The organism is Aquibium carbonis, assembly GCF_003970795.1.
Taxonomy (GTDB): Bacteria; Pseudomonadota; Alphaproteobacteria; order Rhizobiales; family Rhizobiaceae; genus Aquibium; species Aquibium carbonis.
Map to the genome: position 1 here is coordinate 15,043 of NZ_RWKW01000017.1, position 26,628 is coordinate 41,670.

Here is a 26,628-nt window from a genome sequence, read left to right on the forward strand (position 1 = left end):
CGGCGACCGCCGACATATTCGCTCTATTCTGACTGGCCCTGACGACGAGCCATCCCGGCTTCGAAAAACTTGTCCTCGTCGACCGATTGCCTCTGCCAGGGCACGACGATATGGGTTTCCGGTTCGTATCGTGTCGGTCAGACCTCATTGATCGGAGCATCCATTGCCAGGCGCAGTCGCGAAAGCCGTCATCGAAACATTGTCTGGCGATCTCGATCGGCCGGTCATTTCCGGCGAGGTCGATCTCACCGCCGGCGAACTGCTGCGCCGGTCGGCCGGCTTTGCGCGAATGCTCGAAGCCCACGGCTGCGGTCAGGACAGCCGCGTGGCGCTGTACCTTCAGTCGAACGTCGACCTTTTGGCCGGCATGATCGGCGGCTGGATGGTCGGCGCCTGTGTCGTGTTGATGGATTTTCGCACGCCCGGTCCCCAACGATCGGCAGTCGCCAAGTCCATCAACGCCACGCTTTCGGTCGAAAGCCGACGCATGCCCCGGTCGGCCGACGATTATCCGACTGTCCTGTTCGACGATGCGTGGCGCCAGCCCGCGCCGTGGGCCGATTTCGCCAACGGCCCCGCAAGCCCCGGCTCCTTCGCTCTCTGCGCGCTCTCGTCAGGAACGACGGGCGTGCCCAAAATCTACCTGATGAGCCACGAGGTCACCATGAGGCGGCTGCAGCATGGCATCAACACGAAGATGTCGGCGAACAGCCTGTTTCTTGCGCCCATGAGCCTGTCGATCTCGGCGACCCGCGCCCGCGTGCTGAGCTTCCTGATCCGGGGTGGACAGATCCGCTTCATGCCGCCCCTCGCTTCGGCCGGCGAACTGATCGAGACCCTGTCGGCGACCCGGGCTGCGGCAACGGCCTTGCCGCCGAGCATCATCGCCACGATGGTCCGCGAGATCGGCGTGCGACCCGAACCCTACTTCCCGCATCTGAAGATGCTGCGCAGCACGGGCGGCCCGGCGCTGCCCGAGGACAAGATCGCCGCCTACCACAACCTGACCCCCGGCTACCGGATGGCATACTCGTCCAACCTGACCGGAACGGCGACCATTCTGGCTGGCGAAGACGTCCTCAAACGCCCTGAGAGCGCCGGACGCGCGGTCAGCGGCGTCACGATCGAGATCATCGACGCGCTGACCGGCGCGCGACTGCCGAACGGTCAAGCCGGGCTGATCAAGGCCACCACCCCGTATGTCGGCGACGTGACGATCGAACCGGCGGGTGGGTCCTACGGTGGCGGCGAGCAGCGCGGCGACGACTGGGGCATCCCCGGCGATGTCGGCTTCCTGGACGACGAAGGCTACCTGACGATCGTGGGACGCAGCGCCGACATGATCATACGCGGCGGCGTCAACGTGGCGCCGCAGGAAATCGAAGCGGTCCTCGTCCAGCACCCGGCGGTCATCGACGTCGCTGTGACTGGGATCGACGATCCGATCTACGGGCAGGAGATCGTCGCCGCGATCGTTTCGAAAGACGGAGACGAAGACGAGTTCCGGGCCTTCTGCATCCGCAACCTGGCCCCGGAAAGGCGCCCGCGCATCATCCGGATCGTCGACAGCCTGCCATACAATGCCGGCGGAAAGCTGCAGCGCTCCAAGGTCGCGGACATGCTGTCAGAAGGCTGACCCCGCCGCTTCGAGCAGGCTTCGCGGCCAGGGCGTGGAGATCAGCCGGTCGAAGACCAGGTGGACGATCAGGGCGACCGCGGCACCGGTGGCTGCCGAGCGCACGAGGCTTTCGCCTCCCCAGCGCATCATGCCGGCGACGATCAGGCCGCTGGTGGCAAGAGGACCGACCAGGAAGAGACCGCCGACGAAAACCGGTATTCCCATGACCATGGCAGCGCGGGTCGGCGTGATCAGGGGATCGGCCGGCGGGCCGGCGCCATCGTACGCGACGCCTGTGTTGCCGGCCGGCAACAGTCCCCGGACGACCATGGACGCGGCGATGACCAGCAGGAAGGTCGCCGTGATCGATGGGAACAGGGCGGCCTCGGCGGGCAGCGACATGCCCGTCAGGAGGATGAAGCTCGCGATCGCGAACACAGAGGCGGGGCTCCAGATGTCTCGCGCCTTCGACGGCGCCGAAGACGGCCCCCGCTTGCGCCGACCAGCCAGATACCAGCCGATCTGGACCGCCAGCAACATGGCCACGAAAAGGAAGCTCGGCCGCAGGAAGGTCGACCAGCCGAAAATCTGCCACGACAGGAAGAAGTTCCGCTCCACCAGTTCGCCCAGCACGAAGCCGAGCGCAAGCGCCGGACGCGGCCAGTCCCGGGCCTTCATGACCATGCCGACGACCCCGAACCCGGCCAGGACCACGAGATCGTTGACGCTCGCGGACGACTGGAAGGCACCCAGGATCACGAAGACCAGTGCGATGGGGGCGATGATGTGCGAACCCACCATAGTGATCCGCGAGAGGGGATTGGAAAGGGCGAGGCACAGGCCGGCGCCGACGACGTTCGCCACCGCCAGGCTGAAGATCATCGCGACCGTTACCGGTGCATTGGATTCCAGCATGTGCGGGCCTGGCACGACGCCATGGACGATCAGCGCCCCCAACAGGAGGGCCGTGCCGGCGCCACCCGGGATGCCCAGCGCGATGGTGGGGATGAGGGAGCCGCCCTCGTTGGCGTTGTTGGCGCTCTCGGGCCCGATGACGCCACGAATGTTGCCTTGCCCGAACTCCGGGCCGTCGCCGCGCTTGCGCCTGGCGAAGCCGTAGGCGATCCAGCTGACCACCGAAAGGCCAACGCCCGGCAGGGCCCCGAGAAGCGCGCCGATGCCGCTGCACTGCAAGACCAGGCGCCATTCGCGCAGCGTGTTCCTGATCCCCTCCCCCACCCCGCCGGCCACGGCCCCGCGTTCGGCGATCGCGGTCCTCGACAGGATCGAGGCCACTTCGGGAATTCCGAAAAGCCCGAGAAACACCGCACCGAGCGGCAGGCCTTCCCACAGGTAGATCTGGCCGAAGGTCCAGCGATGCGCGGCGGTCTGGTCGTCGACGCCGACGAAGGACAGGATGATGCCGATGCCCGCGGCGGCCAACCCCTTGAGCGGGTCGCGGCCGACCAGCAGCGCGACGAGCGAAAGGCCGAGCAGCGTGATCGCCAGGAAATCCGGCGTTCGCAGCATGAGGAGGAGCGGTTTCAGCAATGGCAGACTGACCGCGAGCACGAACGCGCCGAACAATCCGCCCAGCAGGGAAGCGGAATAGGCCGCGCCGAGGGCGCGTCCGGCTTCGTTGCGCCTGGCGAGCGCGTGACCGTCGACGACCGTCGCCATCGACCCCACCGTACCGGGCACCCCGATGAGCACGGCGGGAATGGTATCGGAGGTGGTCGTCACCGCCGACATGCCGAGGAGCAGGGCGATGGCCGAATAGGGATCGAGGCCAAAGGACAAGGGGATCAGCAGGGCCATGCCGAACAGCCCGCCCAGTCCGGGGATGACGCCGATGACCAGCCCCGTGCAGACGCCGACCAGCAGCATCACGAGCCGCAAGGGCTCCATCATCTCGGCCAGGGCAGCGAGAATGACGTCCATTGCGATGCCCGCGCGCGATGCTCGGCGCTACTCGATCATTTCGCGCGCCCTGGCGACCGTTTCCGGCGGGCTGGCGTAGAAGGTCTTCACGATCTCGTCGATGTCCGCACCACTGGTGGCCGAGATGTCGGTGTTCATTCTCTCCGCATCCGCGAGGAATTCGGGGTCCGCCACCATCTTCTCGAATGCCGCTCGGTACTTTTCGACGATCTCGGCCGATGCGGCCGAGGGAAGGAGGAGAGGCTGATGAAACCGCAGCGTCCCGGTTACGATCTCGGCGGCATCTCGATCACGCGGCGACGAGGCGAAATCGGATAGCATCGGAATGTTCAGCGCATTGGTATGGTCGTCCGAGACGACCGCCACGATGACGTTGATGCCGTCCATCAGTCCCAACGCCCGCAGCGACGAGAAGGAGGCGCTGCAACGGCCGGCGATCTCGCCGCGCTGGATCGCCGCGTCGATGTCGCTCACGCCCTGGAAGCCGGTGACGATGGTATATCTTGCGCCGAGCAAGGTCTTTGCGAGCGCAGCATGCAGGTAGGTGGTGCTGGCCTTGCCGGACGCGCCGATCAGGAATTCGCCGGTGCGGAACTCGTCCACCGTGTCGATGCCGCTGTTCTTTCCGGTAACACAGACGGATGCTTCGTTCCGGAGCCCGCCGATCCAGCGGAACTCCGAGACCCGCAATTGATCCAGGGCCGGGTCCAGAAGCGGCCCCGTGGCCATGGTGGGGCTGACCGTCCCGATGACCGAGCCATCTCCGGGTTCGGAGTCCTGCAGCATCTCGGTCAGTTTCAGGCTTCCCCCACCGGGCACGTTCTGCACGACGATCGACGGATTGCCTTCGAGGAACCGCCCCAGATGACGGGCGGCGAGCCGCCCGTACAGATCGAAACCGCCGCCAGCCGGATATCCGATCTTCAGCGTGATGGTTTCGGCCGCCGATACCGGCAGCGGGAGCAGCCAGACCAGGGCCGCAGCCGCAACCGCGCGCGCGCGGTTTCCAAACAATGCCGTCATCTTCCCCGCTCCGCCTCGTTCGACCGACGCCCGCGTCCGCAGTCGAGAGACCGTGAGGTCGGCGGTCGGCGTCGTCATCGTCGGCACACCGTAGACTGCCATCCATTTCGGAAGCAAGACGGCGCAAGGGATGGCTGTGGACACAGAAGAGAGCCGCGGTCAGGCTTTCTGCTGCTCGGCCTCACTTCTGGCGAAACGAATAGTGGAAGGACTCCACCAACGGCCCGACGAGATAGTCCAGCGCGGTCCGCTCGATCGTCGTGATCATCACCGCGGCGGGCATGCCGGGATAGAGCTGGATCTGGGGTGCTTCGCTCAGGTCGTCCGGATCGACCTCCACGAGCGTCAGATAATAGGGCACCTGGGTGCGCTCGTCGACGAAGCGGTCGGCCGACACTTCCTTGACGCTGCCGTTGAGACGAGGCGTGATGCGCTGCTTGTAGGAGGGGAAGAGGACCTCCGCGATCATACCGGGGCGAATCTCGGAAATGTCTTCGACGGCGATTCTCGCCTCGACGACGAGGGACGTCTCATCCGGCACCACGTCGAGAAGCCGTTCGCCGGGGCCGATGACACCGCCGATGGAGAAGACGTTGAGCCCGACCACGGTGCCGCTGTAGGGCGAAACTATCTCGGTGCGGGTCCGCCGCGCCGTGGTTGCGCGCAGTCGGGGGCTGATGTCCGACAGCTTCGATTCCACCTCGGACTTCAACTGCACCGCATTGGCATAGGCTTCCTTGTTCAGCTGATCGATGCGGGTCCGGGTTTCCTCGATGGCCTGCTGCGTCTGCGCCAGCGACGCAAGCGCGCCTTCCATCTGTCCGCGCAAGCCCTCTGCCGTCCGCTGCAGCTGGAGGATTCTGGGCCGGGTGACCAGCCCCTTCTTGACCAGATCGGCGAGGCTTTCTTCCTCGGCGATCACGGAGTCGAGCTGTCTCTCGAACGTGATGGCCTGGGCGCGCTCGCCTTTGACCTGTTCTTCCATCTGGGCGATCCGCCGTTCGAGGGTGGCCAGCTCCGCCTGGCGCGCCGCGCGGCGGCTACCCAGTTCGGCCTGCTGGCTCGCCATCGCGGCACGAACGGAGTCCTCGTCCCATCGCTCGAACAGAGCGGCCGGGATGACGATTTCATTGGCTCCCGAAATCTCCGCCTCGAGCCGGGCCTGGACGGCGAGCAACGTGATCCTCTGCTGGTCGAGGACTTCGAGGTCCGCCTGCGCCGCCCCCTCGTCGAGGACGAGGACCACGTCGCCCTGGGTGACGCGATCGCCTTCCCGCACGCGGATTTCCTTGACGATCCCGCCTTCCAGGTGCTGGACGCTCTTGCGATTGCCGTCGACCTTGACCACGGCCTCGCCGATCACCGCCCCGTTGAGCGGGGCGGTGGCCGCCCAGGTGCCGAAGCCGCCGAAGAAGACGAACACCACCAGCCAGCCGAAGCGCACCGCGCCGCTTGCTGAATCGTCCGGCATGTCGGCGCCCTTGCGGACCTTCTGGGGCTGGGTGGCGGCTATCGCTTTCATGGTCATTCCGCTCCTCCTGCGGATCGCTTCTCGTCGGGGTTGCGCCTGGGGGGGGCTATGGCCCCTCTGTCGGACTGTACCGATACGGTCGATGGTCTGATCATCCGCTGCAGGATTTCATCGCGCGTGCCGAACAATTCCACGACGCCGTCGCGCAGAACCAGCAGTTTGTCGACTGCCGAAAGGGTCGCCGGACGGTGCGAAATGATGATGACCGATACGCCGCGCTGCTTCAAAGCCGCCACGCAGTTGCCCAGGGCGTCGTCTCCCGTGCTGTCCAGATTGGAGCTGGGCTCGTCCAGCACGACGAGGCTGGGATCGCCGTAGACGGCCCGCGCCAGGGCGATGCGCTGCCGGTAGCCGCCCGAGAGGACGTGCCCGCCCTCGCCGATGACCGTGTCGTAACCTTGCGGAAGCTGCAGGATCATCCCGTGCACCCCGGCAAGCTTGGCCGCCTGTACGACCGCGTCGTCCGCGCCCTTCGCGAAACGCTTGATGTTGTTGGCCACCGTGTCGGAAAACAGCTCGATGTCCTGCGGGAGATAGCCGAGATACTGGCCCAGATCGCGGTTCTGCCAGTCGTAGATGTCGGCGCCGTCGAGACGCACCGCGCCCATGGTCGGCTTGAGCACGCCGACGAGAAGGCGCGCCAGCGTGGACTTGCCGGCACCCGACGGTCCGATCACGCCAAGCGCCTCGCCCGCCTCCGACCGGAACGTCACGTTGCGCAGGATCGGCTTCTGGAGCGAGCCCTCGACATAGGTGAGATTCTGCACGGTGACGAGGCCCTTGGGACGGGGCAGCACCAGCCCCGCGTCGCGCTGGGGATTCTCGAGCAGGAGCTTCCTGACGCGCAGATAGGCGCTCCTTGCGCTCAGGAGCGAGCGCCAGCCGGTGACGATCTGCTCGACCGGCTGCAGGGCACGCCCGAGCAGGATGGAGGAGGCAAACATCGCGCCGACGGTCGCCAGCCTCTGGATGGCGAGAAACGCACCGATTCCAAGCATCAGCGACTGCATGGAGAGCCGCGACAGCTTGATCATGCTGGACATGAAGCCGGAGCGGTCGCTGGCCGCGATCTGGGCGCGCAGCATGCGGTTGCGATCGTCGCTCCAGCGCCGCAACAGGCCGCGGGTCATGCCCAGCGCCCTGATCACCTCGGTGTTGCGCAGGCTCGTTTCGGTGAAATGATAGCTCTGCGTGGCCGCGTCGCTGGCCTCGGACGACAGCCGCCGCACCAGGAGCTCGTTGATCACGGCCATGATGATCAGGACGACCACGCAGCCGCCCGCGAAGATGCCGAGCGCGGGATGGAGCATGAAGATGACGCCGATGTAGACGGGCACCCAGGGCAGGTCGAAGACGGCGTGGATGCCCGGGCCGGAGACGAACTGGCGGAACGTGTCGAAGTCGCGCAGCGGCTGACTTCGGCTGGTGTCGCGAATGCCGAGCGCCAGCGTCGACTCCACCACGCGTTCGGCCAGCAGCGCGTCGAGGCGCAGCCCCGCGCGTGCCAGGATGCGGCCGCGCACGACGTCGAGCGAGGCGAGGGCAAGATAGGCCAACAGCAGCGCCACCGTCAGCATGAGGAGCGTGGTGGTGCTGCCGCTGGCGATCACCCGGTCATACACCTGCAGCATGTAGAGCGGGCCGGCCAGATAGAGGATGTTGATCGCGAAACTGAACGCGCCCGCCGTGACGAAATAGCTGCGGCAGGCCTCGAAGACCGTGCGCAACTCGTTTTGTTTCGGCCTGGAAGCCATTTCAGTGCCCCGCATGATACCCGCTGCAACGGGTCGTACAGTACCCCGGCCAGGTTAACATCCATTCTATTTAAAAGGCAGCAGATCGTGGCTATCGCAAGGCTGTATTCATGTTTGAATATTTTCACCCTCAAGTTGCAACGGCCGGCCGAGGATTAACCCTGCTTGGGAATATCTGGAGAACAACTTAGGGTGCATGGACGCTTCAACCACAGGGGAATAGAAATGTTAACAGAGCGTTAACGGCCAGATCGGGGCAAGGGCTGGCAACGTTTCACGCGAACCGGGCTCGGCGTAACTGAATGCCCGGCAGTTCAAACAGTGAGGTTACGACAATGGCGACTTACACTTGGGAATATGGTGGGGCTGGCACCGGCCTTCATTTCACGATCGTCTATGACATCGACGCAGGTACGTTCACCGTCAACTCGCTGGAGGGCAAGTTCGACCTGAACGCGCTCTGGTGGGACGACGGCGAAAACGACGGCTCGGGCGTGAAACTGTCGAAGACCGACAACAGCCTGAACATGAACGGCTCGGACTCGGACGACTGGGACGGCATGGCGAAGCTGTCCAGCGCCGGCCTCGGGAAGGAAGGCGAGAACAAGTCCAGCTTCATCTCCGAGGGCGAGACGGCAACCTTCTCGCTGGCGGATTTCGGCATCACGGGCGATTTCGACGTGGCGAATGGCGGCACGCTCGGCGTTCGCGCCACCAGCGTCAACGGCGGCGACAGCATCAAGCTGGTCGACAAGGAACCAGTGTACACCCCCGATGAGGTCAGCCCGCCGGCAGACGATCACTTCCCCGAGTGGGACAGCCCCAGCATCTCGCACGTGACGTTCTACTTCGAGACGGGAACCGATCCGTACTATGCGGGTGATGACAGCGGCATTGTCGGCTCGAAGGGCGCAAACGACCCGGACGGCTGGTACACGGTCAAGTTCGACGTCGACACCGAGGTCAGCAACGATCTCGACGACTGGGTGAACGACGCTCTCGCGCTGATCTACGCGGACAACCCCGATCTCGATCAGACAACCCTCGCCGGCGTGTCCATCAAGGGCGGGACGACGGAGATCTGGTACGATTTCGACAACGATCCGAACGATGTCGACACGCCGCCCAGCGTCTGGATCGTAGAGAAGCAGGAAGTAGACGACACCTACTCCACGGCGGATCTCCCGATCGCCTGATCCAAGGCCCGATCGATTGCCCCCGGCGCCCCGATGCGCCGGGGGATCGAATTTTCTGGCACGGCGAGAAACCTCACGCATGGACCTGGAACATGTGGGAACCGGCCAGCCGGGTTCGACGGCCGACTCTGCCGACGGCTACATCAGCGACGTCGCCTACACCCTCGGCTTCCATCGCGAACTGGCGCCCACCTTCCTCGACCATGTGTGCCTGACGACTGGGATCGAGCCGCCGTCGGGAGCGAAGCGACGGCTCCGCTATTGCGAGCTCGGTTGCGGGCGCGGGTTCCAGACCGTGCTTCTGGCCGCCGCCAACCCGGACGTCGAGTTCGTCGGCATCGACTTCAATTCGGAGCACATTGCCGAGGCCACCGACATGGCCGGCCGCGCCGCAATCGCCAACGTGCGCTTCATCGAGGCGGGGTTCGACGAGGCCGGAACCGATGCCGAACTCGGCCTGTTCGACTACATCGTGCTGCACGGTGTCTATGCCTGGGTCGCCCCGCCGGTGCGCGACGACATTCGCGCCTTCATCCGCGCCCGCCTGCATCCCGGCGGCGTCGTGCATGTCAGCTACAACACCCATCCCGGCTGGACCCGCGCCATCCCCACCCAGAAGCTCCTGATCGAGGCGGCGAAACGGGCCGAGGGCGACAGTCTCGCACGCCTCGACAAGGCCATGCAGGTGCTGCGGATGCTGGCCGAGGAGCCCTCCGGCCAGGTGGAGAGGCGCGGCGCCATCTCTCGGTCCAGCGTTCGCGATCTCGCGAAGAAGGACCGACGCTATCTCGCCCATGAATATCTGAGCGCCGCATGGCAGCCGCTGTTCGTCACCGACGTCATCGCCGCCATGGCGTCCGCCGGCCTGGATTATGCGGGCTCGGCCAGCCTTGCCGAAAACCGGCTCGAATTCTGTGCGCCGCCCAAACTGGCGGCGATCATGAAGAGCGCACCCGACGAGGCCATGCGCGAACTGATCAAGGACATCGCGATCGGGCAGGCGTTTCGTCGCGACGTGTATGTGAGGCAGCCGCGGCGGCTCGACCTCCAAGACAAGCGCAACCGCCTGCTGGCCCAGGATTATGCCGCCTACCCCCACACCAAGGCGATTCCGGAAAAACTCCGCGCCCCGGCGGGCGAGATCGGACTGGGCCACGATCTGAGCGAGGCGGTCTGGCGTTGCATCGATGGGCGCATCGTCAGCGGGGCTGGACTGGTTTCAGCCGGCCGCTCGGTCGGTGAGCGGGAAGAGCGGATGCTGGCCGTCATCGAGCTTCTGGTTCATAACGGCGTGCTCCATCCCGCTCGACCTGGCATCGTCGAGGCTAACCGCGGCCCGTCGCAACGCTTCAACGAGGCGATCTTCGAACTGAGCAAGGCAGGCGACACCCATCGCTATCTGGCGTCGCCGGTTCTGGGCACGGGTTTCACCACCAAGTACCCGGAGAGGATCCTGCCGCCGCTGATCGCCGCGACGCCGCTGGCCGACGACCGGGCCGTTGCGGAGGCCGCGTTCGACCAGGTCCTCGCTGCCGGCCAGCATTTCCTCCGTGACGGCATTTCCGTCGACAAGGACGAAGACAGCCTTGGCGAGCTGTCGCGGTTCGTCGGCGAATTCCGCGCCCATCGCCTTCCGCGCTGGCAGTTGCTGGGAACCATGTCGGGGGCGGCCGCAGCCGACTGACCGCCAGCCTCTGTCCCGAGGCTGGTATCATCGGACCGGGCGATCCGGCGGCCTTCGCGCCGTGCGCGGGTCAGTCCGAACGCGGCGCCGGCAGCGGCTCGGACCGCTCCGCAGGGGCCTCGCTGATCGCCCGGAACTCCAAGGGCGGCGACGTCCAGTCCCAGGGCGCCTTCGGCACCGCATCCGTACAGGGCGTGAACAGAGACATGCCCTCCGCGTTCCTGATTTCGAAGGCAACCCCCGGCCGCGCCAGTTCCCCGCAGCGCCGCCATTCACCGATCGGCATCCATTCGCTCATCGTATTCTCCCCATGGCTCGGTCCCGCGAAAACGGCGCCGCCTGCCAGCGCCAGAGCCGTGATACCCACCGTTGCCCGACACGTCATGCCAGATGGAACTCGCTGTAGGCTGACGCCATGTAGTCGGGCAACCCGGCTGCGCCGTGACCATGATCGTCGAAATCATGCAGCTTGATGTGCTTCTGTCCGCCACCGAGCCCTTCGACCGACTTCATCAGGTCCGCGAGAAGCGCAAGCTTCGGGTGCTCGCCCGACGACGCCGACGCAAACTCCGCGATTTTGGACTTGGCGAGGAGGAACGGCAACCAGTCGGCATTCTTGTCCGTCAAGGACACCGGCGCCGGGATCTGATCGTCGCCGACGTGGTGATCATGGTCCGCCGCACCCTTGCTGGCCTTGCTGCCCTTGGCCGCCGCTGCGCCGACGACCAGCGTGACCGTCGTCGTCGCCGAGGTGGATTCGCCGTCGCTCGCCTTGTAGGTGAACGAGACCGTTCCGGTGAAATTCTTCGCCGGCGTGTAGACGAAGGATCCATCGGCCTTCAGCGACAGGGCGCCCTTTGCCGGCCCCTTCACCAGCGTGGCCGAAAGCGTGTCGCCGTCGGCGTCGAAATCGTTCTTGAGGACGCCGTTCGCCGCCGTCACCACGAGCTTCGTGTTCTTGGCAGCCGCGTAGCTGTCGGCATAGGCGACGGGCGCGGCGTTCACGACGACGGGCTGATCCGGCTGCTGGTCGGGCGTGGTCTGGCCGCCGAGCGCGATCACGCCATCGGAAAACCGCAGGTACTCGATGTTCTTCAGCGTATCGATGCCATCGCCGTTCGAGCGCTGGTCGGTGATCGTCCAGGTGCCGTCGGACCCCTCGACCCGCAGGTAATCGGAGGTGAGGCCGGTGTAGATCACCGTGTCCTGACCAGCGCCGCCGTCGATGTAGTCGTTGCCCTTCCCGCCGACGAAGGTGTTGTCGGCGGCGTTGCCGATGAGCCGGTCGTTGCCGGAGCCGCCGATGACGTTCTCGATCAGCGAGGCGGGGTTGTTCTCGAAGAGCAGTGCGTTGGCGATGTTGCCGACGGCGACCTTGCCGCTGCCGAGGCTCGCGAGCTGCGTGGTGGACGTGGTCGTCCAACCGCCGGGGTTCAGGTCGACGCTCAGGTTCGTCGAATAGGCGGAGAAATCGTAGGTGTCGTTGCCGCCGCCGTCCCAGACCGTCATGAAGATCTTGTTGCCGGCCGGTGCGCCTTGGCCCACCCCGTTGATGGACATTTCGCCCGTCGCGGGGTTCCATTTGTAGACCGTGTCGCCGGCATTGGTGGTGAAGTTGGCGCCGTACATCTTCTGCAAGGCGGCGATGTCGAGCATCATCAGCGTCTGCGGATAGCTGGTGGAGGCGTTGGTGTAGCCCGAGGTCGTCGAGGCGCCGATGAAGGAGCGATAGCTCATCACGGAGTATTCGAGCGAATCGTATTCCGCCGACAGCGCGCCGAACGATCCCCGCGCCTCATGCGGATGCTTCAGCCCGAGCGCGTGGCCGGTCTCGTGCAGCATCGTCAGCCAAGCATAGTTGCCCTTGGCCGGATTGTCGTACCAGTTTTTCGAATTGTTGAACCAGGCATCGCCGCCGGCCGCGCTGGTGCTGGGATAGTAGGCCCAGGCCGTGCTCGGCGAATCCGACTCCGCGTACCGGAGGTCTCCGTGGACCGTCGAACTTTCGGTCACCTCGAAGAACTTCAGATTGGTGACCTCCGAATAGGATTTGAGGATCGTGCGGATGGCGTCCTGCTGGAGAGGCGTGAAGGCCTCGAAATTGTTCAGGTGCTCACCGTTGCCATACGTGCTGCCGTAGAAGGATCCGCTGGTCGGAAAGCTGAAAGTGAGTGTATCGACGCCCCAGCGGATGCCGCTGAGAAGTCCGTCGATCCGGATATCGCCTGTCGGAGATACAGATGCAGTCGCTGGCATGCTTGGGCCCCCTACGTTTCGCCTTGTTGACCGACGATACGAACCAAAGCTGAAAGCCCGATTGAGGGGGTACCAACGATTTTAATCGAGTGTGCAACGTGCCGGGAATCAACACGAAATCGTCGACGAGGACCGTGCGGACAGGGGGAGCCGGGGGTATCGTGGCGCGAACCGAATGAAGCACTGCCCGGGAAGGTTGGTACGCCCAAGGGGAATCGAACCCCTGTTTGCGCCGTGAGAGGGCGCCGTCCTGACCGCTAGACGATGGGCGCGTCCAAGATGGAGGCTATGTAGACGGCCCGGGCAGAAATTGCAACCGGGTGGAGGACGAGGTTTTTTCTTTTCCGCACTCGCGAAATCGTGACTCGGGCCTGCCGGTCCGCCGTGGCGTAATGGCGGGCCATTCCCCCAGACGAAGGAGACCGCCATGCCCCTCCCCCGCACCGCAGCCGTCGTCGCAGCCGCCTTGTCTGCGGCCTCTCTCGTCTGGACGAGCGCGCCGGCGCAGGCCCAGTCCGACCCCGTCCCGTCGAAATGCATGGCGATCGCGCAGGCGTTGCCCTTCGTGACCTTTGCCAGCTACACGCCGGCCCAGGCGACGCGCGCGTCGGGAGACGTGACCATCACCTATGCCGGGCACTCCACCTACGTGATCGAATCCCCCGGCGGCGTGCGCGTGGCCACCGACTATTCCGGCGTCTATGGCCGAGACCCGCTGCCGCGCGTGATCACCATGAACAAGGCGCATTCCACCCACTTCACCAACAATCCGGATCCCGGCATCGAGTACGTTCTGCCGGGCTGGAACCCGGATGGCGGCGAGCCTGCGCGGCATGCCCTGGTGGTGGATGACGTCTACATCCGCAACGTGACCACCGACATCCGCCGCTTCGGCACGATGGAGGAGAACGCCAACTCGATCTTCATCTTCGAGGTGGCGGACCTGTGCATCGGCCATCTCGGCCACCTGCACCACGCTCTGACCGACCAGCATTACGGCGCGATCGGCCGCCTCGACATCGTGATGGTGCCGGTCGACGGCGGCATGACGCAGTCGCTCGCCAACATGAGCGAGATCACCACGCGGCTCTATTCCTCGATCGTGCTGCCGATGCATCGCCATTCGACGCCGATGGGCGAGTTCGTGGCGATGATGGGCGAAGGCTTCGCGGTGGACCGACGCGCCGAGCGCAGTTTCACCGTGTCGCTGCGCGAACTGCCCAGACGGCCGACGATCCTGATCCTCCAGGGTGTGTGACGACCCGCCGGGAGACGGCGGCCATCAGCCCAGGGGGCCCTGGTCGACCGTGTCGACGGCCTGGCGCCGCAGGCGCTTGCGGCGCGCCATCATGTTGAGCGCCTCGACCAGCGCCGAGAACCCCATGGCCGCGTAGATGTAGCCCTTGGGCACGTGGAAGCCCATGCCGTCGGCGATGAGCGTCATGCCGATCATCAGCAGGAAGCCCAGCGCCAGCATGACGATGGTGGGGTTGCTGGCGATGAAGCGCGACAGGGGCTCGGCCGCGATCAGCATGACCGTGACCGCGCAGATGACCGCGATGTACATGATCGCGATCTCGTTGGTCATGCCGACGGCCGTGATGATGGAATCGATCGAGAAGACGAGGTCGAGCAGCAGGATCTGGACGATCGCGGCGCCGAACGTCAGCGACACGGCCTGGCCGACCATGTTTTCCTTCGGATCATGCGGATCGACGGAATGATGGATTTCCTTCGTGGCCTTCCAGACGAGGAACAGCCCGCCCGCGATCAGGATCAGGTCGCGCCAGGAAAACCCGTGGTCGAACAGCGTGAACAGCGGCGAGGTGAGCGTCACGATGAAGGAGACCGTCGTGAGCAGGACGAGGCGCAGAACCAGTGCCGCGCCGATGCCGACGCGGCGTGCATTCTTCTGCCGCTCGGGAGGCAGACGGTTGGTCAGGATGGAGATGAAGATCAGATTGTCGATGCCGAGCACGATCTCGAGCACCACCAGCGTGCCCAGCGCCACCCAGGCGGTCGGATCGGCAAGCCAGTCCAGATGCGAGGCGAAAACATCGGCGAGCGGCATGGAACGGATCCCGGATGGAGGCGGCGGCAAGGACGGTAGCGACCGAGAACGATCGAGGTCAATGTCCGTTCCAGAAGCCCGGAACGGTTTCCTCGAGACGCGGCCCGAGGCGCAGCGGCGCGACCTTTTCGGCCAGGCCCGTCCGGTCCGAAATCTCCACCCCGAGCCCGCAGATCGTCGCCGGTCCGTTCGCCGCCTCGAACCGTCCGCGCGGCACCTTGGACAGGAAGCGGTTCAACGGCTCCTCCTTGTCCATGCCGAGCGAGGAATCATAGTCGCCGCACATGCCGGCATCGGAGATGTAGGCGGTGCCGCCGTTCAGGATCTGGTGGTCGGCCGTCGGCTGGTGCGTGTGGGTGCCGACCACGAGGCTGGCCCGCCCGTCGACGAAATGGGCAAAGCACATCTTCTCGCTGGTGGCCTCGGCGTGGAAGTCGATCACCACGGCGTCGGCCTGCTCGCCCAGCGGACAGGCGGCGAGTTCGCGCTCGCCGGCCTGGAACGGGTCGTCGAGCTCGGGATGCATGAAGACGCGGCCCATGATGTTGGACACCATCACGCGGGCGCCGTTCCGGGCGACGTAGAGCCCGGACCCGCGGCCCGGCGTGCCCTTGGGGAAATTGGCCGGGCGCAGGAAGCGCTCCTCGCGCGGGGCGAAGGCCAGCGCCTCGCGCTGGTCCCAGACATGGTTGCCGGTGGTGACGACGTCGGCGCCGGCATCGATCGTGTTGCGGAAGATCTCCTCGGTGATGCCGAACCCGCCGGCCGCGTTCTCGCCGTTGACGATGACGAAATCGAGCCTGAAATCGGCGATGAGGCCGGGGAGGCGCTGCCAGACCGCCGTGCGGCCGGCGCGGCCGACCATGTCGCCGAGGAAAAGAAGTCTCATGGACGTGCTTTAGCCCTACAGCGAGAAGCTCCGCAAGCCGCTATCCGTGAGGATCGCCGACAGCGGCACGTCGTGCGGTTCGTCGGGAACGTGCTCGACCTCCTGGCAGTCGAAAGCGATGCCGACGAGTCGCGGAAAGAGCCGCCGGGCATGAAGCCTCGCGATGGCGCGGTCGTAGTGGCCGGCGCCGTAGCCGATGCGATGGCCGCGGGCGTCGAAGGCGGCGAGCGGCACGAGCATGACCGTCGGATCGAGCACGGCCGCATCAGCGCCCGGACCGACGGTGCCGAAGCCGGTGTCGACCATCGGCGCGCCGCGCACCAGTTCGCGGAACTCGATGGTGGTCTTGTCGAGGATCGCCGGCACGCAGAGGCGCGCGCCCCTTTCCGCCAGAGCGGCCATCAGCGGCCGCGTGTCCATTTCGCTGCGGATCGGCAGGAAGCCGGAGACGACGTCGCCCGGCTTGATCGCGATGGCCGCCGCGCCGGCCTCGGCGATCACCAGCGCCGCTTCGATGCGCGTGTGCGGGTCGAGCGCGTCGCGCCGCGCGAGCGCGGCCAGCCGCAGGGCTTTCTTGACGTCGCGATTGGTGGGCGGGTGCGGCTCGGTCATCGCCCAGCCTTGGACGATGGACGGCGCGGGTTCAATCCGGCAGGCGACGGATAGATGACGATCCACGACAACCGGTGGAAAAGTTGATCCCGGGTGCCTACAACGTAGGTGGGCGCCGTATGAGAGGACCCACGGGTCCCCCCAGGGACAGCTCCCTTGGGATCAGTAAGGCCCCGGGGAATGTTATTCCTGCCGCGAAGCGCAGACCGCCAATGCCAATATAGGGCGTCAGGAATTGCCGCGCCATCCCCTTCGCGCGATGCGCGCCTGCCAAAGCACCACGAGTGGAACGGCAACGAGTTCCATCGCGAGCCCCAGCCCATGGCCGGCCGAGGGAAAGCCGACGAGCGACACGGAATAAAGCCGAGCCAATCCGCCGACGGCCGTCATCAACGCCAGCAGCCGCAGCCGCGCGCCTTTCGTCTCGATGGCGGGAATGCAACTCCACCATCCAAGGCCGACGACCAGAAACACCCCCGACAGAAAGCGGAAGTGACTGTCGAGGTCGGCCGGCCACGGCGGGGTCGATCCGGCAAGGCCCGGCCCGGCGACCACGCCCGCGATGCCGGCGAAGACGGGAAGAAGCCCGGCGACGGCGATGAAGGCCTGCAGCGCCCGTCTCTCGGTCGATCGCCGGCCTCCCGCCGGTCCTTGAAGGGATGTGTGCATCATGAACGGGGAACGATCGGACGGTGGGCGAAGTTTCGCATCCCCGCCGTGACGGGCCTATGCCCTTGCGCCTGTCCATCGGCTTGCCTACGGTTTGCGACAAGTCTGAACAATCATCCGGGACAACCAAGCATGCGTTTTGAAGGCACGGCAGCCTATGTGGCCGACAAGGATCTGATGGTGGCGGTGAACGCCTCCATCGCGCTCGAGCGGCCGCTCCTGGTCAAGGGCGAGCCAGGCACCGGCAAGACCGAGCTCGCCCGGCAGGTGGCCGGCGCGCTGGGGCTCGACCTGATCGAGTGGCACGTGAAGTCGACCACCAAGGCGCAGCAGGGCCTCTACGAATATGATGCCGTGTCGCGCCTGCGCGACAGCCAGCTGGGCGACGAGCGCTTCAACGACATCCGCAACTACATCAAGCGCGGCAAGCTGTGGGAGGCCTTCGACGCCGGTCGCAAGGTGGTGCTTCTGATCGACGAGATCGACAAGGCCGACATCGAGTTTCCCAACGACCTGCTGCAGGAACTCGATCGCATGGAGTTCTTCGTCTACGAAACCGGAGAGACGGTGAAGGCGGCGCAGCGGCCGATCGTCATCATCACGTCCAACAACGAGAAGGAACTGCCCGACGCCTTCCTGCGCCGCTGCTTCTTTCACTACATCCGCTTTCCCGAGGCCGAGACGCTGCAGAAGATCGTCGAGGTGCACTATCCGGGCATCAAGCAGAACCTCGTGCGCGCGGCGCTGACCCAGTTCTACGAGGTGCGCGAGGTGCCGGGGCTGAAGAAGAAGCCCTCGACGTCGGAAGCGCTCGACTGGATCCGCCTGCTGGTGGCCGAAGACGTCGACCCGGCCGACCTGCGCGCCGACGCCAAGAATGCCCTGCCGAAGCTGCATGGCGCGCTGCTCAAGAACGAGCAGGACGTGCACCTGTTCGAGCGGCTGGCCTTCATGGCGCGGCGACAGGGTTGAGAGGCGATACCGGGGGGAGGACACGACGCCTGACCGAGAAACTCAACCTTTATTACGACCGCGCGGCCTGTTCGCTCGGCGTCCGCATCGCACTGGAGGCGGCGGGGGCCGACTACGCGGACACCCGCGTCGCCATCCGCAAGGGCGAGGCGCAGGCGCCGGAGTACCTGAAGGTCAACCCGGCCGGCCGCGTGCCGTCGCTCGCCATCCCCGGCGAGACCGAGGCGCTGGGGGAACTGGTTGCGATCTTCTCCTGGCTGGCCGAGCGCTTCCCGGATGCCGGCCTGCTGCCACCCTCGGGCATCGAGCGGGCGCGGGCCTTGTCCTTCCTGTCGATGCTCGCCACCCATATCCATGCCTCGGGCTTCGGCCCCTTCTTCCGGCCGCAGCGTTTTGCGGCGGGCGACGAAGCGCAGAAGGACGTGCAGGCGCAAAGCCTCGCCACGGTGGCCGACGGCTACCGGCAGATCGAAGCGAGGCTCGGCTCCGACGGCTTCGCCATGGGCGCGCAACCGAGCGCCGTCGACTACATGATCTACGTCTATGGCCGCTGGGGCGCCGCGACGCCGATCAAGGTGGCGGAGGATTATCCCCGCATGGCCGCGCTGATGGCCCGCGTCGAGGCGCTGCCGCAGACGAAGGCGGCGCTGGAGAAGGAAGGCCTGCCGACGGTGGCGGGCTGAGGCCTCGCCTCGGCTCCAGACGCAATCGCACGCCGTCGGCTGGCTCTTGCGCCGGCCGATGTCCGGCATGACACTGGACGACAACCGGAGAACGCGTCATGACACCCGCCCTCGTCGTCCGCCCGCTCGAACGCGCCGACCACGCCGCCTGGCGACGGCTCTGGACGGACTATCTCGTCTTCTACGAGGCGAGCGTCTCCGAAGAGGTCTACGCCTCTACATGGGAGCGCCTGTTCGACCCGGGTCCGTTCGAACCCAAGGGGTTTCTCGCGCTCGTCGAGGGCGAGCCGGCCGGGCTGGTGCACTACATCTTTCATCGCTCCTGCTGGTCGGTCGAGGGCAACTGCTATCTGCAGGACCTCTTCACCGAGAAACAGGCGCGCGGCGGCGGCGTGGGCGCAGCCCTGATCGAGGCGGTGCGCAAGGCGGCGGCCGGGCGTGGCGTCGCCGACGTCTACTGGATGACGCACGAGACCAACGCCACCGCACGCAAGCTCTACGACCGCGTCGCGCGGCGGACGGGCTTCATCGAGTATGATTTGCGGTAGTTGCAAGAACGTTCATGCGCATTATATTGCGCAGATGGAGCCGACAGGATGCCGGTCTTCGAGACAAGCACGAGGAAGATCGTGGCTCGTCTGGAGCGGGAAGGCTGGCGCAATGTCGGTGGAGGCAAGCACGACCGGTATGAGCACGCTGATCATCCGGACATCCTGATCGTGGTGCCGCGTCATCGGGAGCAATCCCCGGGCGTCGCCCGCTCGATCGCCAAGCTCGCAGGATGGATCTGACAATGACCCACTATGTTGGTGTTCTCGATGGAATGGACGACGTCTGGGGCGTCAGAGTCCCCGACCTGCCTGGCTGCCACGGCGGCGGTTCCACGCCCGAGCAGGCCATATCCGATGCGGTTTCCGCTGCCCGCGACTGGACGGAAGCCTGGACCGCGACAGGACGCAATCCGCCTGAACCGCGCACCGTCGCCCGAATGCTGGCGGATGGAGAGATCGATACGGCCGCCGGAGAATCCGCGGTGATGATCCCACTCATCGTCGATACAGGCAGGCCGGTTCGCGCAAACCTCTCGATCGACGCCGGCCTCCTGGCCGCGATCGACGCGGAAGCTTCGCGGCGCGGGCTGACGAGATCCGCCTTTCTCGCCGGCGCCGCCCGTGAAAAGATCGAAGGGCTGAGATAGCGGACCCATGTTCATACCCTTCTTCCTCGAGCTCAAGGCCGCCCGCGTTCCCGTCTCGCTGCGCGAATATCTCACGCTGCTCGAAGGCATGGACTCGCATCTCGTCGACTACGACGTCGAGGGTTTCTACTATCTCGCCCGCGCGACGCTGGTGAAGGACGAGCGCCACATCGACCGCTTCGATCAGGTGTTTTCGCTTGTCTTCAAAGGCGTGGAAGCCGTGGGCGGCGAGAGCCCGATCGACGTCGCCACCCTTCCTGAGGAATGGCTGCGGCGGCTCGCCGAGAAGCACCTGACCGACGAGGAGAAGAAGCTGGTCGAGGCCCTGGGCGGCTTCGAGAAGCTGATGGAGACGCTGAAGCAGCGGCTGGAGGAGCAGAAGGGCCGCCATCAGGGCGGCTCGAAGTGGATCGGCACGGCCGGAACCTCGCCCTTCGGGGCCTATGGCTACAATCCCGAGGGCGTGCGGATCGGCCAGCACGAGAGCCGCCACCGCCGCGCGGTGAAAGTGTGGGACAAGCGCGAGTTCAGGAACTTCGACGATTCCGTCGAGCTCGGCACGCGCAACATCAAGGTCGCGCTGAAGCGCCTGCGCCGCTGGATCCGCCAGGGCGCCGACGAGGAACTCGACATTCCCGGCACGATCCACGCCACCGCCGAGCACGGCTATCTCGACGTCAAGACCAGGCCGGAGCGGCGCAACGCCGTGAAGCTGTTGATGTTCTTCGACGTCGGCGGCTCGATGGACGACCACATCAAGGTGGTGGAGGAGCTGTTTTCGGCCGCGCGTGGCGAGTTCAAGCACATGGAATATTTCTACTTCCACAACTGCCTCTACGAAGGCGTGTGGAAGGACAACCGCCGCCGCCATTCGGAGGTGATCCCGACCTTCGACGTGCTGCACAAATATGGCCACGACTACAAGGTCATCTTCGTCGGCGACGCCTCGATGAGCCCTTATGAGATCGCCTATGCCGGCGGCTCGGTGGAGCACTGGAACGCCGAGCCCGGCATCGCCTGGCTGAAGCGCGTGCTCGACCAGTGGCCGAACGCCGTGTGGATCAACCCCGTGCAGCAGAAGCACTGGGGCTACACGCACTCCATCGGCATGATCCGCGAGATCTTCGCCGAGCGCATGTACCCGCTGACGCTGGCGGGGCTGGAAGGCGCGACGAAGGAGCTGTCGCGGCGACACTGATGGACCGGATCGGCATCAACTGCCGGTGAGGACCACCAATGGCTCTTTGCCGGCCGGCCCGGCAGGCCTACATTCAGACACGAAACCGCATGGAGCCGCCCATGGACGTCCACACCTATCCCGTCACCCGCACCGACGCCGAATGGCGCGAGCGGCTGACGCCCGAGCAATATTATATCATGCGCGAGCACGGCACCGAGCGGCCGGGAAGCTGCGCGCTGCTCTACGAAAAGCGCGCCGGCACGTTCCGCTGCGTGGGCTGCGACAGCCCGCTGTTTGAATCGACGCTCAAGTTCGAGAGCGGCACCGGCTGGCCGAGCTTCAACGATCCCGTGCCGGGCTCGGTGGCGACGACCGTCGATCGCAGCCACGGCATGGTGCGAACGGAGTGTCATTGCGCCACCTGCGGCAGCCATCTCGGCCACGTGTTCCCGGACGGCCCGCCGCCGACCTATCAGCGCTACTGCATCAACGGCGTGGCGCTGGCCTTCGAGCCGGCCGAGTAGTCAGCGTCCTTCGCCCGGCGGCGTGGCAGGGCCCACCGGGCGGCCCGGGTTCCGGCGGCCGGCTTGCGCGCCATGAGATCGAGCAGCGCCGACAGGCCGGCATGGCCCGGCCGTGATACATCATGCCGACGCCACGGCCGGCAGCGGCGGAGGAACGGTTGAAGCATACTCGAATGGACCTCCGGAATGATCACGGTGGCTCTTGCCCGGAGATCAATCCGGGCGGAATAGCCCACGACGCCAGGGTGGGCGACGAAGCGGCACGGCTCGACGTGGCGCGACGCCGGCCGTTGCGGGCAGGATGAGACGCGCGGAATTTTCAGATGAAGATCAGAAGCATAGAAACGTTCTCCGGCCCCGAAGTCGCCTTCGTCAAGGTGACGGCGGAGGACGGCGCCATCGGCTGGGGACAGGTCGCGCCCTATCATGCCGACATCACGGCGCTCGTGCTGCACCGGCAGGTCGCGCCATGGGTCCTCGGCTGCGACGTCCATTGCGATCTCGACGACCTGATGGACCTGGTGGGCGAGCGCGAGCACAAGTTCCCGGGCTCGCATCTGCGCCGCGCCATGGGCGGCTTCGACACCGCGCTGTGGGATCTGCGCGGCAGGCTTGCCGGCAAGCCGGTGGTCGAGCTTCTGGGCGGCAAGCCGACCACGCTGCGCGCCTATGCCTCGTCGATGAAGCGCGACATCACGCCCGCCGACGAGGCGGAGCGGTTCAAGCGCCTGCGCGGCGAGCAAGGCTTCGACGCCTTCAAGTTCCGGGTCGGGGCCGAGGTCGGCCGCAATGCCGACGAATGGCCCGGCCGCACCGAGGAGATCATCCCGACGATCCGCCGCGCGCTGAGCGATGGTGTCGACCTGCTCGCCGACGCCAACAGCTGCTACTCCCCCGCCCGCGCCATCGAGGTGGGCCGGCTCATGGAGGCGCACGGCATGGTGCACTACGAGGAGCCCTGCCCCTATTGGGAACTGGAGCAGACGCGGCAGGTCACGCAGGCGCTCGACATGGACGTGGCGGGAGGCGAACAGGACTGCGAGTTCTCGGTCTGGAAGCAGATCATCCGCGATCGCACCGTCGACATCGTCCAGCCGGACGTTCTCTATCTCGGCGGCATCGCCCGGTCGATGCGGCTGGCGTCGATGGCGGCGGCGGCGGGAATGCCGGTGACGCCGCACGCGGCTAACCGCAGCATGGTGACGATCTTCACGATGCACTACCTCGCCGCGATCCCCAACGCCGGCAAGTACCTGGAACTGTCGATCGAAGGCGAGGATTATTACCCCTGGGAAAGGGGCCTGTTCCTCACCGATCCCTATCGCGTCGAGGACGGCCATGTGCGAATCTCGGACGAACCCGGCTGGGGGATCGAGATCTCGCCGGAATGGCTGGACAAGGCCACCTATCAGTCAAGCAGGGTCGACGCATGAAGCAGGAACTCGACGCACTCGTCGCACGCTACCGTTCGAGCGGTGAGGTTGACGGACTGCCGACGATGCACTTCATCGCGGGGCAATGGACGCCGTCATCTTCCGGCGGCACGATGGAAAGCCTCGACCCCGGCACGGGCAAGCCGTTTCACGCCTTTGCCGCCGGCGACGCCGAGGACGTGGACCGCGCGGTGCGCGGTGCCGATGTCGCGCTGAAGGGCGCATGGAGCCGGGTGTCGCCCGCCGAGCGCGGTGCCATGCTGGCCCGCGCCGCCATCCTGATCAGGGAAGCAGGACCGCGGCTCGCCTTCGCCGAGACGCTCGACAGCGGCAAGCCGCTGCAGGAAGCGGAAGGCGACGTGCTGGGGGCGGCGCGCAACGTCACCAGCGTGTTGCCCGAACTGGGCGGAAAATCGCCGGTGGTCGTGCTGCGCGACGCCGACATCGATGCCGTGGTGGACGGCGTGGTGGGTGCGATCTTCGAAAACGCCGGCCAGATCTGTTCGGCCGGCTCGCGCCTCGTGGTGGAACGCGCGGTTCACGCCGATCTGGTCGAACGGCTGGTGGCCCGCGCCCGGGCGATCAACCTCGGCCACGGCCTGCGCCGCCCCGACATGGGGCCGGTGAGTACGAAGGAGCAGCAGGCGAAGATCGCGGGTTTCGTCGACGATGCCCGCGATCGGGGACTGGAGATCGCCACCGGCGGGCGCGCGACGACGGACCCGGAGACGGGGCTCGGCTGGTTCTACGAGCCGACCATCGTCGACCGCGTTCCCGTCGACGACCAGATCGCCCAGGAAGAAATCTTCGGCCCCGTGCTGGCGGTGCAGGTGGTCGAGGACGCAGAGGAAGCGGTCGAGGTCGCCAACTCGACCCGCTTCGCGCTGGTTGCGGGCGTCTACACGCGCGATTTTTCGGCCGCGCACGACCTGGCGCGCCGGATCGACGCCGGGCAGGTCTACATCAACGAGTATTTTGCCGGCGGGATTGCGCTTCCCTTTGGCGGCAACCGGATGTCGGGCTTCGGCCGCGAGAAGGGAACCGACGCCTTGCGCACCTACATGAAGCTGAAGAGCGTCGCCGCGCGGGTGACCCCTTCGACCCGATGACGGCGGTGGCCGCCGAAATCTTCACCGCCGACTTCAAGACCGATCCCTACTGGTGGGAGGCCTCGCCGCGCCACGACCTGCCGGACGTGCCGCTGCCCCGAAGTGTCGACGTGCTGGTCGTCGGCTCGGGCTACTCGGGCCTCAACGCCGCGCTGGTGACCGCGCGCGCAGGCCGCTCGACGCTGGTGCTGGAAAAGGACCGCGTCGGCGAGGGCTGCAGCACGCGCAATGGCGGGCAGATCAGCACCAGCGTGAAGCCCTCCTTTGCCGAGTTGTCGAAGCGCCATGGGCCGGACACCGCCCGCGCCATCCTGATGGACGGACGCGAGGCGCTGCGCTGGATCGGCGAATTCACGCAGGAAGAAGGCATCGACTGCGGTTTTTCCGTCTGCGGACGGTTCCATGCGGCGCACTCGCCAAAAGCCTTCGAGACGATGATCCGCGACGCCAAGCAGCAGACGCCCGGTCTCGAGGTGGACCTGGACGTGGTGCCGCGCGCCGAACAGCACCGGGAGATCGGCACCGACGCCTATCACGGCGGCATCGTCCTGAAGCGCCACGCCGTGCTGGACCCCGGCCGCTACCATGCCGGGCTGCTGGCCCGCGTCCGCGAGGCCGGCGCGACCGTGGTCGACCGCTGCGCGGCCACCGGGATCGAGCGCGACGGGAAGGGCTTCGTCGTCACCACGCTGCGCGGGCGGGTGTCGGCGCGCGAGGTGGTGATCGCCACCAACGGCTACACCGGCGCCGTCACGCCCTGGCTGCGGCGCCGGGTGATCCCGATCGGCAGCTACGTGATCGCCACCGAGCCGATGCCGCGCGAAACCATGCAGTCCGTCATCCCGAAGGACCGCATCGTGTCAGACACCCGCAAGGTGGTGTATTACTACCGGCTGTCGCCCGACGGCACGCGGATGGTCTTCGGCGGCCGGGTCAGCCAGGCCGAGACCGACCCGCGCGTCAGCGGGCCGCTGCTGCGGGCCGAGATGGCGCGGCTCTTTCCCCAGATCGCCAAGGCCCGCATCAGCCATTCCTGGATGGGTTTCGTCGGCTATACGTTCGATACGATCGCCCACACCGGCAGCCATGACGGCATGCACTATGCCATGGGCTATTGCGGCTCGGGCGTGTCGATGGCGAGCTATCTGGGCATGCGGACCGGTCAGAAGGTGCTGGGGCTGAAGGAAGGGCGCACCGGCTTCGACGCCACCACCTTCCAGACCCGCCCGCTCTACACCGGCAATCCGTGGTTCCTCGCCGCGTCGGTGCGCTACTATCGCTGGCTCGACGCCCGGAGCTGAGGCGCAGCCAGGCCCTACGCGTCAGGCGAAGGCCGAGACGAGTTCCTTCGTGTAGGCGTGGCCGGGGTTCGTCAGCACCGCACGGGTGGCGCCGGTCTCGACGATACGGCCCGACTGCATGACGGCGACGCGGTCGCAGATGCTGGCGATCACCGCGAGGTCGTGGCTGATGACGAGCATGGACAGGCCGAAGGCCTCGTGCAGGTCCATCAGCAGGTTGAGGATCTGCGCCTGCACCGACACGTCGAGCGAAGCCACCGGCTCGTCTGCCACCAGCAATGCCGGTTTCGTGACGAGCGCCCGCGCGATCGCGATGCGCTGGCGCTGGCCGCCGGAGAACTCATGCGGATACCGGGGCGCGGCGTCGGGGTCGATGCCGACCCGGCCGAGCATGTAGAGCACGGCGGCCTTTCGAGCCGCGCCGGCCAGACCGGACGCGGCGAGCAGCGGTTCGGCCACGCTCCAGCCGATGGAGCGGCGCGGATCGAGCGAGCCGAAAGGGTCCTGGAACACCATCTGCATGCGCGTGCGCAGGCGCTTCAGCTCGCCTCGGGCGCAGCGGTGCGGATCGACCCCGTCGATCAGGATCGTCCCGCCATCAGGCCTCTCCAGCCCCATGACCATGCGCGCCAGCGTCGATTTGCCCGAACCGCTCTCGCCGACCACGCCCAGCACTTCGCCGCGTCCGACGACAAGGCTCGCCTCCTGGACGGCGGCAAGGCGCGGCGCCGGCGCAAGGAGGCTGCGTCGCGGCAGCCGGTAGTGGCGCGACACGGCATCGACCGACAGGATCGGATCGTCGAGGCTCATCGGACGGCTTCCGGAGCGCGGCCGGTAGCTGCGGCGGGAGCGGCATCGTCTCGCGGCTCGGCGTCGGCGAGCCGGTGGCAGGCCGCGCGGACGCCGTCCGCGAGATCGAGCGTCAGCGGTCTTTCGCCCGCGCAACGCGGCAGTTCGACCGCGCAACGGCCGCTGAACGGGCAG

At 66.3% G+C, this 26,628-nt stretch carries 25 protein-coding genes, 1 tRNA gene and 1 other RNA gene; 14 read left to right on the forward strand and 13 right to left on the reverse strand.

Going from position 1 to position 26,628, the window contains the following annotated elements:
- Positions 1-163: 163 nt before the first annotated feature.
- The gene (locus tag EJC49_RS05465) at positions 164-1,636 is read left to right on the forward strand and encodes a class I adenylate-forming enzyme family protein (protein WP_126698460.1); all 1,473 of its coding nucleotides are present in this window, start codon (positions 164-166) and stop codon (positions 1,634-1,636) included.
- Here the strand turns inward: EJC49_RS05465 and EJC49_RS05470 are convergent.
- The 4 genes from EJC49_RS05470 to EJC49_RS05485 form a co-directional block, all read right to left on the reverse strand.
- A complete protein-coding gene (locus EJC49_RS05470) occupies positions 1,625-3,559 on the reverse strand; it encodes a tripartite tricarboxylate transporter permease (RefSeq protein WP_126698461.1) in 1,935 nt (644 codons plus the stop codon). The genes EJC49_RS05465 and EJC49_RS05470 overlap by 12 nt on opposite strands.
- Positions 3,560-3,586: 27 nt before the next feature.
- Positions 3,587-4,582 (reverse strand): Bug family tripartite tricarboxylate transporter substrate binding protein, encoded by a 996-nt coding sequence (locus EJC49_RS05475; RefSeq protein WP_126698462.1) that lies wholly within the window; start codon positions 4,580-4,582, stop codon positions 3,587-3,589.
- A gap of 181 nt (positions 4,583-4,763) precedes the next feature.
- Positions 4,764-6,110, reverse strand: coding sequence for an HlyD family type I secretion periplasmic adaptor subunit (locus tag EJC49_RS05480; protein ID WP_126698463.1), 1,347 nt, complete (start codon positions 6,108-6,110; stop codon positions 4,764-4,766).
- The gene (locus EJC49_RS05485) at positions 6,107-7,882 is read right to left on the reverse strand and encodes a type I secretion system permease/ATPase (RefSeq protein WP_245453278.1); all 1,776 of its coding nucleotides are present in this window, start codon (positions 7,880-7,882) and stop codon (positions 6,107-6,109) included. Before EJC49_RS05485 ends, EJC49_RS05480 begins: the two co-directional genes overlap by 4 nt.
- A gap of 320 nt (positions 7,883-8,202) precedes the next feature.
- Here EJC49_RS05485 and EJC49_RS05490 point away from each other — a divergent pair, with 320 nt between their 5' ends.
- Together EJC49_RS05490 and EJC49_RS05495 are read left to right on the forward strand one after the other, a co-directional pair.
- The gene (locus tag EJC49_RS05490; protein WP_126698464.1) at positions 8,203-9,063 is read left to right on the forward strand and encodes a hypothetical protein; all 861 of its coding nucleotides are present in this window, start codon (positions 8,203-8,205) and stop codon (positions 9,061-9,063) included.
- Between the two features lie 79 nt (positions 9,064-9,142).
- Positions 9,143-10,747 (forward strand): class I SAM-dependent methyltransferase, encoded by a 1,605-nt coding sequence (locus EJC49_RS05495; RefSeq protein ID WP_126698465.1) that lies wholly within the window; start codon positions 9,143-9,145, stop codon positions 10,745-10,747.
- Between the two features lie 70 nt (positions 10,748-10,817).
- On the opposite strand, the gene EJC49_RS05500 is transcribed toward EJC49_RS05495, so the two are convergent.
- From EJC49_RS05500 to EJC49_RS05510, 3 genes are all read right to left on the reverse strand, one after another.
- Complete coding sequence (locus EJC49_RS05500; RefSeq protein WP_126698466.1) at positions 10,818-11,045, reverse strand: hypothetical protein; 228 nt, start codon at positions 11,043-11,045, stop codon at positions 10,818-10,820.
- A gap of 83 nt (positions 11,046-11,128) precedes the next feature.
- The gene (locus tag EJC49_RS05505) at positions 11,129-13,003 is read right to left on the reverse strand and encodes an Ig-like domain-containing protein (RefSeq protein WP_126698467.1); all 1,875 of its coding nucleotides are present in this window, start codon (positions 13,001-13,003) and stop codon (positions 11,129-11,131) included.
- 197 nt (positions 13,004-13,200) lie between these two features.
- Positions 13,201-13,275 (reverse strand) — tRNA-Glu (locus EJC49_RS05510).
- Between the two features lie 155 nt (positions 13,276-13,430).
- Between EJC49_RS05510 and EJC49_RS05515 the strand changes: the two genes are divergently transcribed.
- Complete coding sequence (locus EJC49_RS05515; protein ID WP_126698468.1) at positions 13,431-14,261, forward strand: MBL fold metallo-hydrolase; 831 nt, start codon at positions 13,431-13,433, stop codon at positions 14,259-14,261.
- 24 nt (positions 14,262-14,285) lie between these two features.
- Here EJC49_RS05515 and EJC49_RS05520 read toward each other — a convergent pair whose 3' ends face one another.
- The 5 genes from EJC49_RS05520 to EJC49_RS05540 all read right to left on the reverse strand — a co-directional run bounded on the left by EJC49_RS05520 (position 14,286) and on the right by EJC49_RS05540 (position 17,247).
- Positions 14,286-15,074 (reverse strand): TerC family protein, encoded by a 789-nt coding sequence (locus tag EJC49_RS05520; protein ID WP_126698469.1) that lies wholly within the window; start codon positions 15,072-15,074, stop codon positions 14,286-14,288.
- Positions 15,075-15,132: 58 nt separating this feature from the next.
- Positions 15,133-15,963, reverse strand: coding sequence for a TIGR00282 family metallophosphoesterase (locus tag EJC49_RS05525; RefSeq protein WP_126698470.1), 831 nt, complete (start codon positions 15,961-15,963; stop codon positions 15,133-15,135).
- Positions 15,964-15,978: 15 nt separating this feature from the next.
- Complete coding sequence (locus EJC49_RS05530; RefSeq protein ID WP_126698471.1) at positions 15,979-16,575, reverse strand: 5-formyltetrahydrofolate cyclo-ligase; 597 nt, start codon at positions 16,573-16,575, stop codon at positions 15,979-15,981.
- 55 nt (positions 16,576-16,630) lie between these two features.
- A non-coding RNA gene (ssrS, locus tag EJC49_RS05535) (6S RNA) lies at positions 16,631-16,786 on the reverse strand.
- Positions 16,787-16,803: 17 nt separating this feature from the next.
- The gene (locus tag EJC49_RS05540) at positions 16,804-17,247 is read right to left on the reverse strand and encodes a DUF4345 domain-containing protein (RefSeq protein ID WP_245453279.1); all 444 of its coding nucleotides are present in this window, start codon (positions 17,245-17,247) and stop codon (positions 16,804-16,806) included.
- Positions 17,248-17,376: 129 nt separating this feature from the next.
- Between EJC49_RS05540 and EJC49_RS05545 the strand changes: the two genes are divergently transcribed.
- The 10 genes from EJC49_RS05545 (at position 17,377) to EJC49_RS05590 (ending at position 25,644) form a co-directional block, all read left to right on the forward strand.
- The gene (locus tag EJC49_RS05545) at positions 17,377-18,216 is read left to right on the forward strand and encodes an AAA family ATPase (protein WP_126698472.1); all 840 of its coding nucleotides are present in this window, start codon (positions 17,377-17,379) and stop codon (positions 18,214-18,216) included.
- Positions 18,213-18,899 carry a glutathione S-transferase family protein gene (locus EJC49_RS05550; protein ID WP_126698473.1) on the forward strand — a complete coding sequence of 229 codons (687 nt, stop codon included), beginning with the start codon at positions 18,213-18,215 and terminating at the stop codon, positions 18,897-18,899. The genes EJC49_RS05545 and EJC49_RS05550 overlap by 4 nt, the downstream gene beginning before the upstream one ends.
- A 98-nt stretch (positions 18,900-18,997) precedes the next feature.
- Positions 18,998-19,447 carry a GNAT family N-acetyltransferase gene (locus EJC49_RS05555; RefSeq protein ID WP_126698474.1) on the forward strand — a complete coding sequence of 150 codons (450 nt, stop codon included), beginning with the start codon at positions 18,998-19,000 and terminating at the stop codon, positions 19,445-19,447.
- Positions 19,448-19,495: 48 nt separating this feature from the next.
- Positions 19,496-19,690 carry a type II toxin-antitoxin system HicA family toxin gene (locus EJC49_RS05560; RefSeq protein ID WP_126698475.1) on the forward strand — a complete coding sequence of 65 codons (195 nt, stop codon included), beginning with the start codon at positions 19,496-19,498 and terminating at the stop codon, positions 19,688-19,690.
- 2 nt (positions 19,691-19,692) lie between these two features.
- Positions 19,693-20,097 (forward strand): type II toxin-antitoxin system HicB family antitoxin, encoded by a 405-nt coding sequence (locus EJC49_RS05565; protein ID WP_126698476.1) that lies wholly within the window; start codon positions 19,693-19,695, stop codon positions 20,095-20,097.
- A 7-nt stretch (positions 20,098-20,104) separates the two neighbouring features.
- The gene (locus tag EJC49_RS05570) at positions 20,105-21,295 is read left to right on the forward strand and encodes a vWA domain-containing protein (RefSeq protein ID WP_126698477.1); all 1,191 of its coding nucleotides are present in this window, start codon (positions 20,105-20,107) and stop codon (positions 21,293-21,295) included.
- Between the two features lie 101 nt (positions 21,296-21,396).
- Positions 21,397-21,801 carry a peptide-methionine (R)-S-oxide reductase MsrB gene (gene msrB / locus EJC49_RS05575; RefSeq protein WP_126698478.1) on the forward strand — a complete coding sequence of 135 codons (405 nt, stop codon included), beginning with the start codon at positions 21,397-21,399 and terminating at the stop codon, positions 21,799-21,801.
- Between the two features lie 323 nt (positions 21,802-22,124).
- Positions 22,125-23,234, forward strand: coding sequence for a mandelate racemase/muconate lactonizing enzyme family protein (locus EJC49_RS05580; RefSeq protein WP_126698479.1), 1,110 nt, complete (start codon positions 22,125-22,127; stop codon positions 23,232-23,234).
- Positions 23,231-24,343, forward strand: a complete 1,113-nt coding sequence (locus tag EJC49_RS05585) for an aldehyde dehydrogenase family protein (RefSeq protein ID WP_126698480.1) — start codon at positions 23,231-23,233, stop codon at positions 24,341-24,343. Before EJC49_RS05580 ends, EJC49_RS05585 begins: the two co-directional genes overlap by 4 nt.
- A complete protein-coding gene (locus EJC49_RS05590) occupies positions 24,340-25,644 on the forward strand; it encodes an NAD(P)/FAD-dependent oxidoreductase (protein WP_126698481.1) in 1,305 nt (434 codons plus the stop codon). The genes EJC49_RS05585 and EJC49_RS05590 overlap by 4 nt, the downstream gene beginning before the upstream one ends.
- Positions 25,645-25,665: 21 nt before the next feature.
- Here the strand turns inward: EJC49_RS05590 and EJC49_RS05595 are convergent, their stop codons facing one another.
- Complete coding sequence (locus tag EJC49_RS05595) at positions 25,666-26,454, reverse strand: ATP-binding cassette domain-containing protein (RefSeq protein WP_126698482.1); 789 nt, start codon at positions 26,452-26,454, stop codon at positions 25,666-25,668.
- Positions 26,455-26,628: the final 174 nt, after the last annotated feature.

Coding starts and splice junctions, on each gene's coding strand:
- EJC49_RS05560 (WP_126698475.1), top strand. CDS start 19,496: ATGCCGGTCTTCGAGACAAGCACGAGGAAGATCGTGGCTCGTCTGGAG.
- EJC49_RS05505 (WP_126698467.1), bottom strand. CDS start 13,003: ATGCCAGCGACTGCATCTGTATCTCCGACAGGCGATATCCGGATCGAC.
- EJC49_RS05570 (WP_126698477.1), top strand. CDS start 20,105: ATGTTCATACCCTTCTTCCTCGAGCTCAAGGCCGCCCGCGTTCCCGTC.
- msrB (WP_126698478.1), top strand. CDS start 21,397: ATGGACGTCCACACCTATCCCGTCACCCGCACCGACGCCGAATGGCGC.
- EJC49_RS05490 (WP_126698464.1), top strand. CDS start 8,203: ATGGCGACTTACACTTGGGAATATGGTGGGGCTGGCACCGGCCTTCAT.
- EJC49_RS05520 (WP_126698469.1), bottom strand. CDS start 15,074: ATGCCGCTCGCCGATGTTTTCGCCTCGCATCTGGACTGGCTTGCCGAT.
- EJC49_RS05530 (WP_126698471.1), bottom strand. CDS start 16,575: ATGACCGAGCCGCACCCGCCCACCAATCGCGACGTCAAGAAAGCCCTG.
- EJC49_RS05595 (WP_126698482.1), bottom strand. CDS start 26,454: ATGAGCCTCGACGATCCGATCCTGTCGGTCGATGCCGTGTCGCGCCAC.
- EJC49_RS05480 (WP_126698463.1), bottom strand. CDS start 6,110: ATGACCATGAAAGCGATAGCCGCCACCCAGCCCCAGAAGGTCCGCAAG.
- EJC49_RS05525 (WP_126698470.1), bottom strand. CDS start 15,963: ATGAGACTTCTTTTCCTCGGCGACATGGTCGGCCGCGCCGGCCGCACG.
- EJC49_RS05485 (WP_245453278.1), bottom strand. CDS start 7,882: ATGCGGGGCACTGAAATGGCTTCCAGGCCGAAACAAAACGAGTTGCGC.
- EJC49_RS05585 (WP_126698480.1), top strand. CDS start 23,231: ATGAAGCAGGAACTCGACGCACTCGTCGCACGCTACCGTTCGAGCGGT.
- EJC49_RS05500 (WP_126698466.1), bottom strand. CDS start 11,045: ATGAGCGAATGGATGCCGATCGGTGAATGGCGGCGCTGCGGGGAACTG.
- EJC49_RS05515 (WP_126698468.1), top strand. CDS start 13,431: ATGCCCCTCCCCCGCACCGCAGCCGTCGTCGCAGCCGCCTTGTCTGCG.
- EJC49_RS05555 (WP_126698474.1), top strand. CDS start 18,998: ATGACACCCGCCCTCGTCGTCCGCCCGCTCGAACGCGCCGACCACGCC.
- EJC49_RS05590 (WP_126698481.1), top strand. CDS start 24,340: ATGACGGCGGTGGCCGCCGAAATCTTCACCGCCGACTTCAAGACCGAT.
- EJC49_RS05545 (WP_126698472.1), top strand. CDS start 17,377: ATGCGTTTTGAAGGCACGGCAGCCTATGTGGCCGACAAGGATCTGATG.
- EJC49_RS05540 (WP_245453279.1), bottom strand. CDS start 17,247: ATGATGCACACATCCCTTCAAGGACCGGCGGGAGGCCGGCGATCGACC.
- EJC49_RS05565 (WP_126698476.1), top strand. CDS start 19,693: ATGACCCACTATGTTGGTGTTCTCGATGGAATGGACGACGTCTGGGGC.
- EJC49_RS05475 (WP_126698462.1), bottom strand. CDS start 4,582: ATGACGGCATTGTTTGGAAACCGCGCGCGCGCGGTTGCGGCTGCGGCC.
- EJC49_RS05580 (WP_126698479.1), top strand. CDS start 22,125: ATGAAGATCAGAAGCATAGAAACGTTCTCCGGCCCCGAAGTCGCCTTC.
- EJC49_RS05495 (WP_126698465.1), top strand. CDS start 9,143: ATGGACCTGGAACATGTGGGAACCGGCCAGCCGGGTTCGACGGCCGAC.
- EJC49_RS05470 (WP_126698461.1), bottom strand. CDS start 3,559: ATGGACGTCATTCTCGCTGCCCTGGCCGAGATGATGGAGCCCTTGCGG.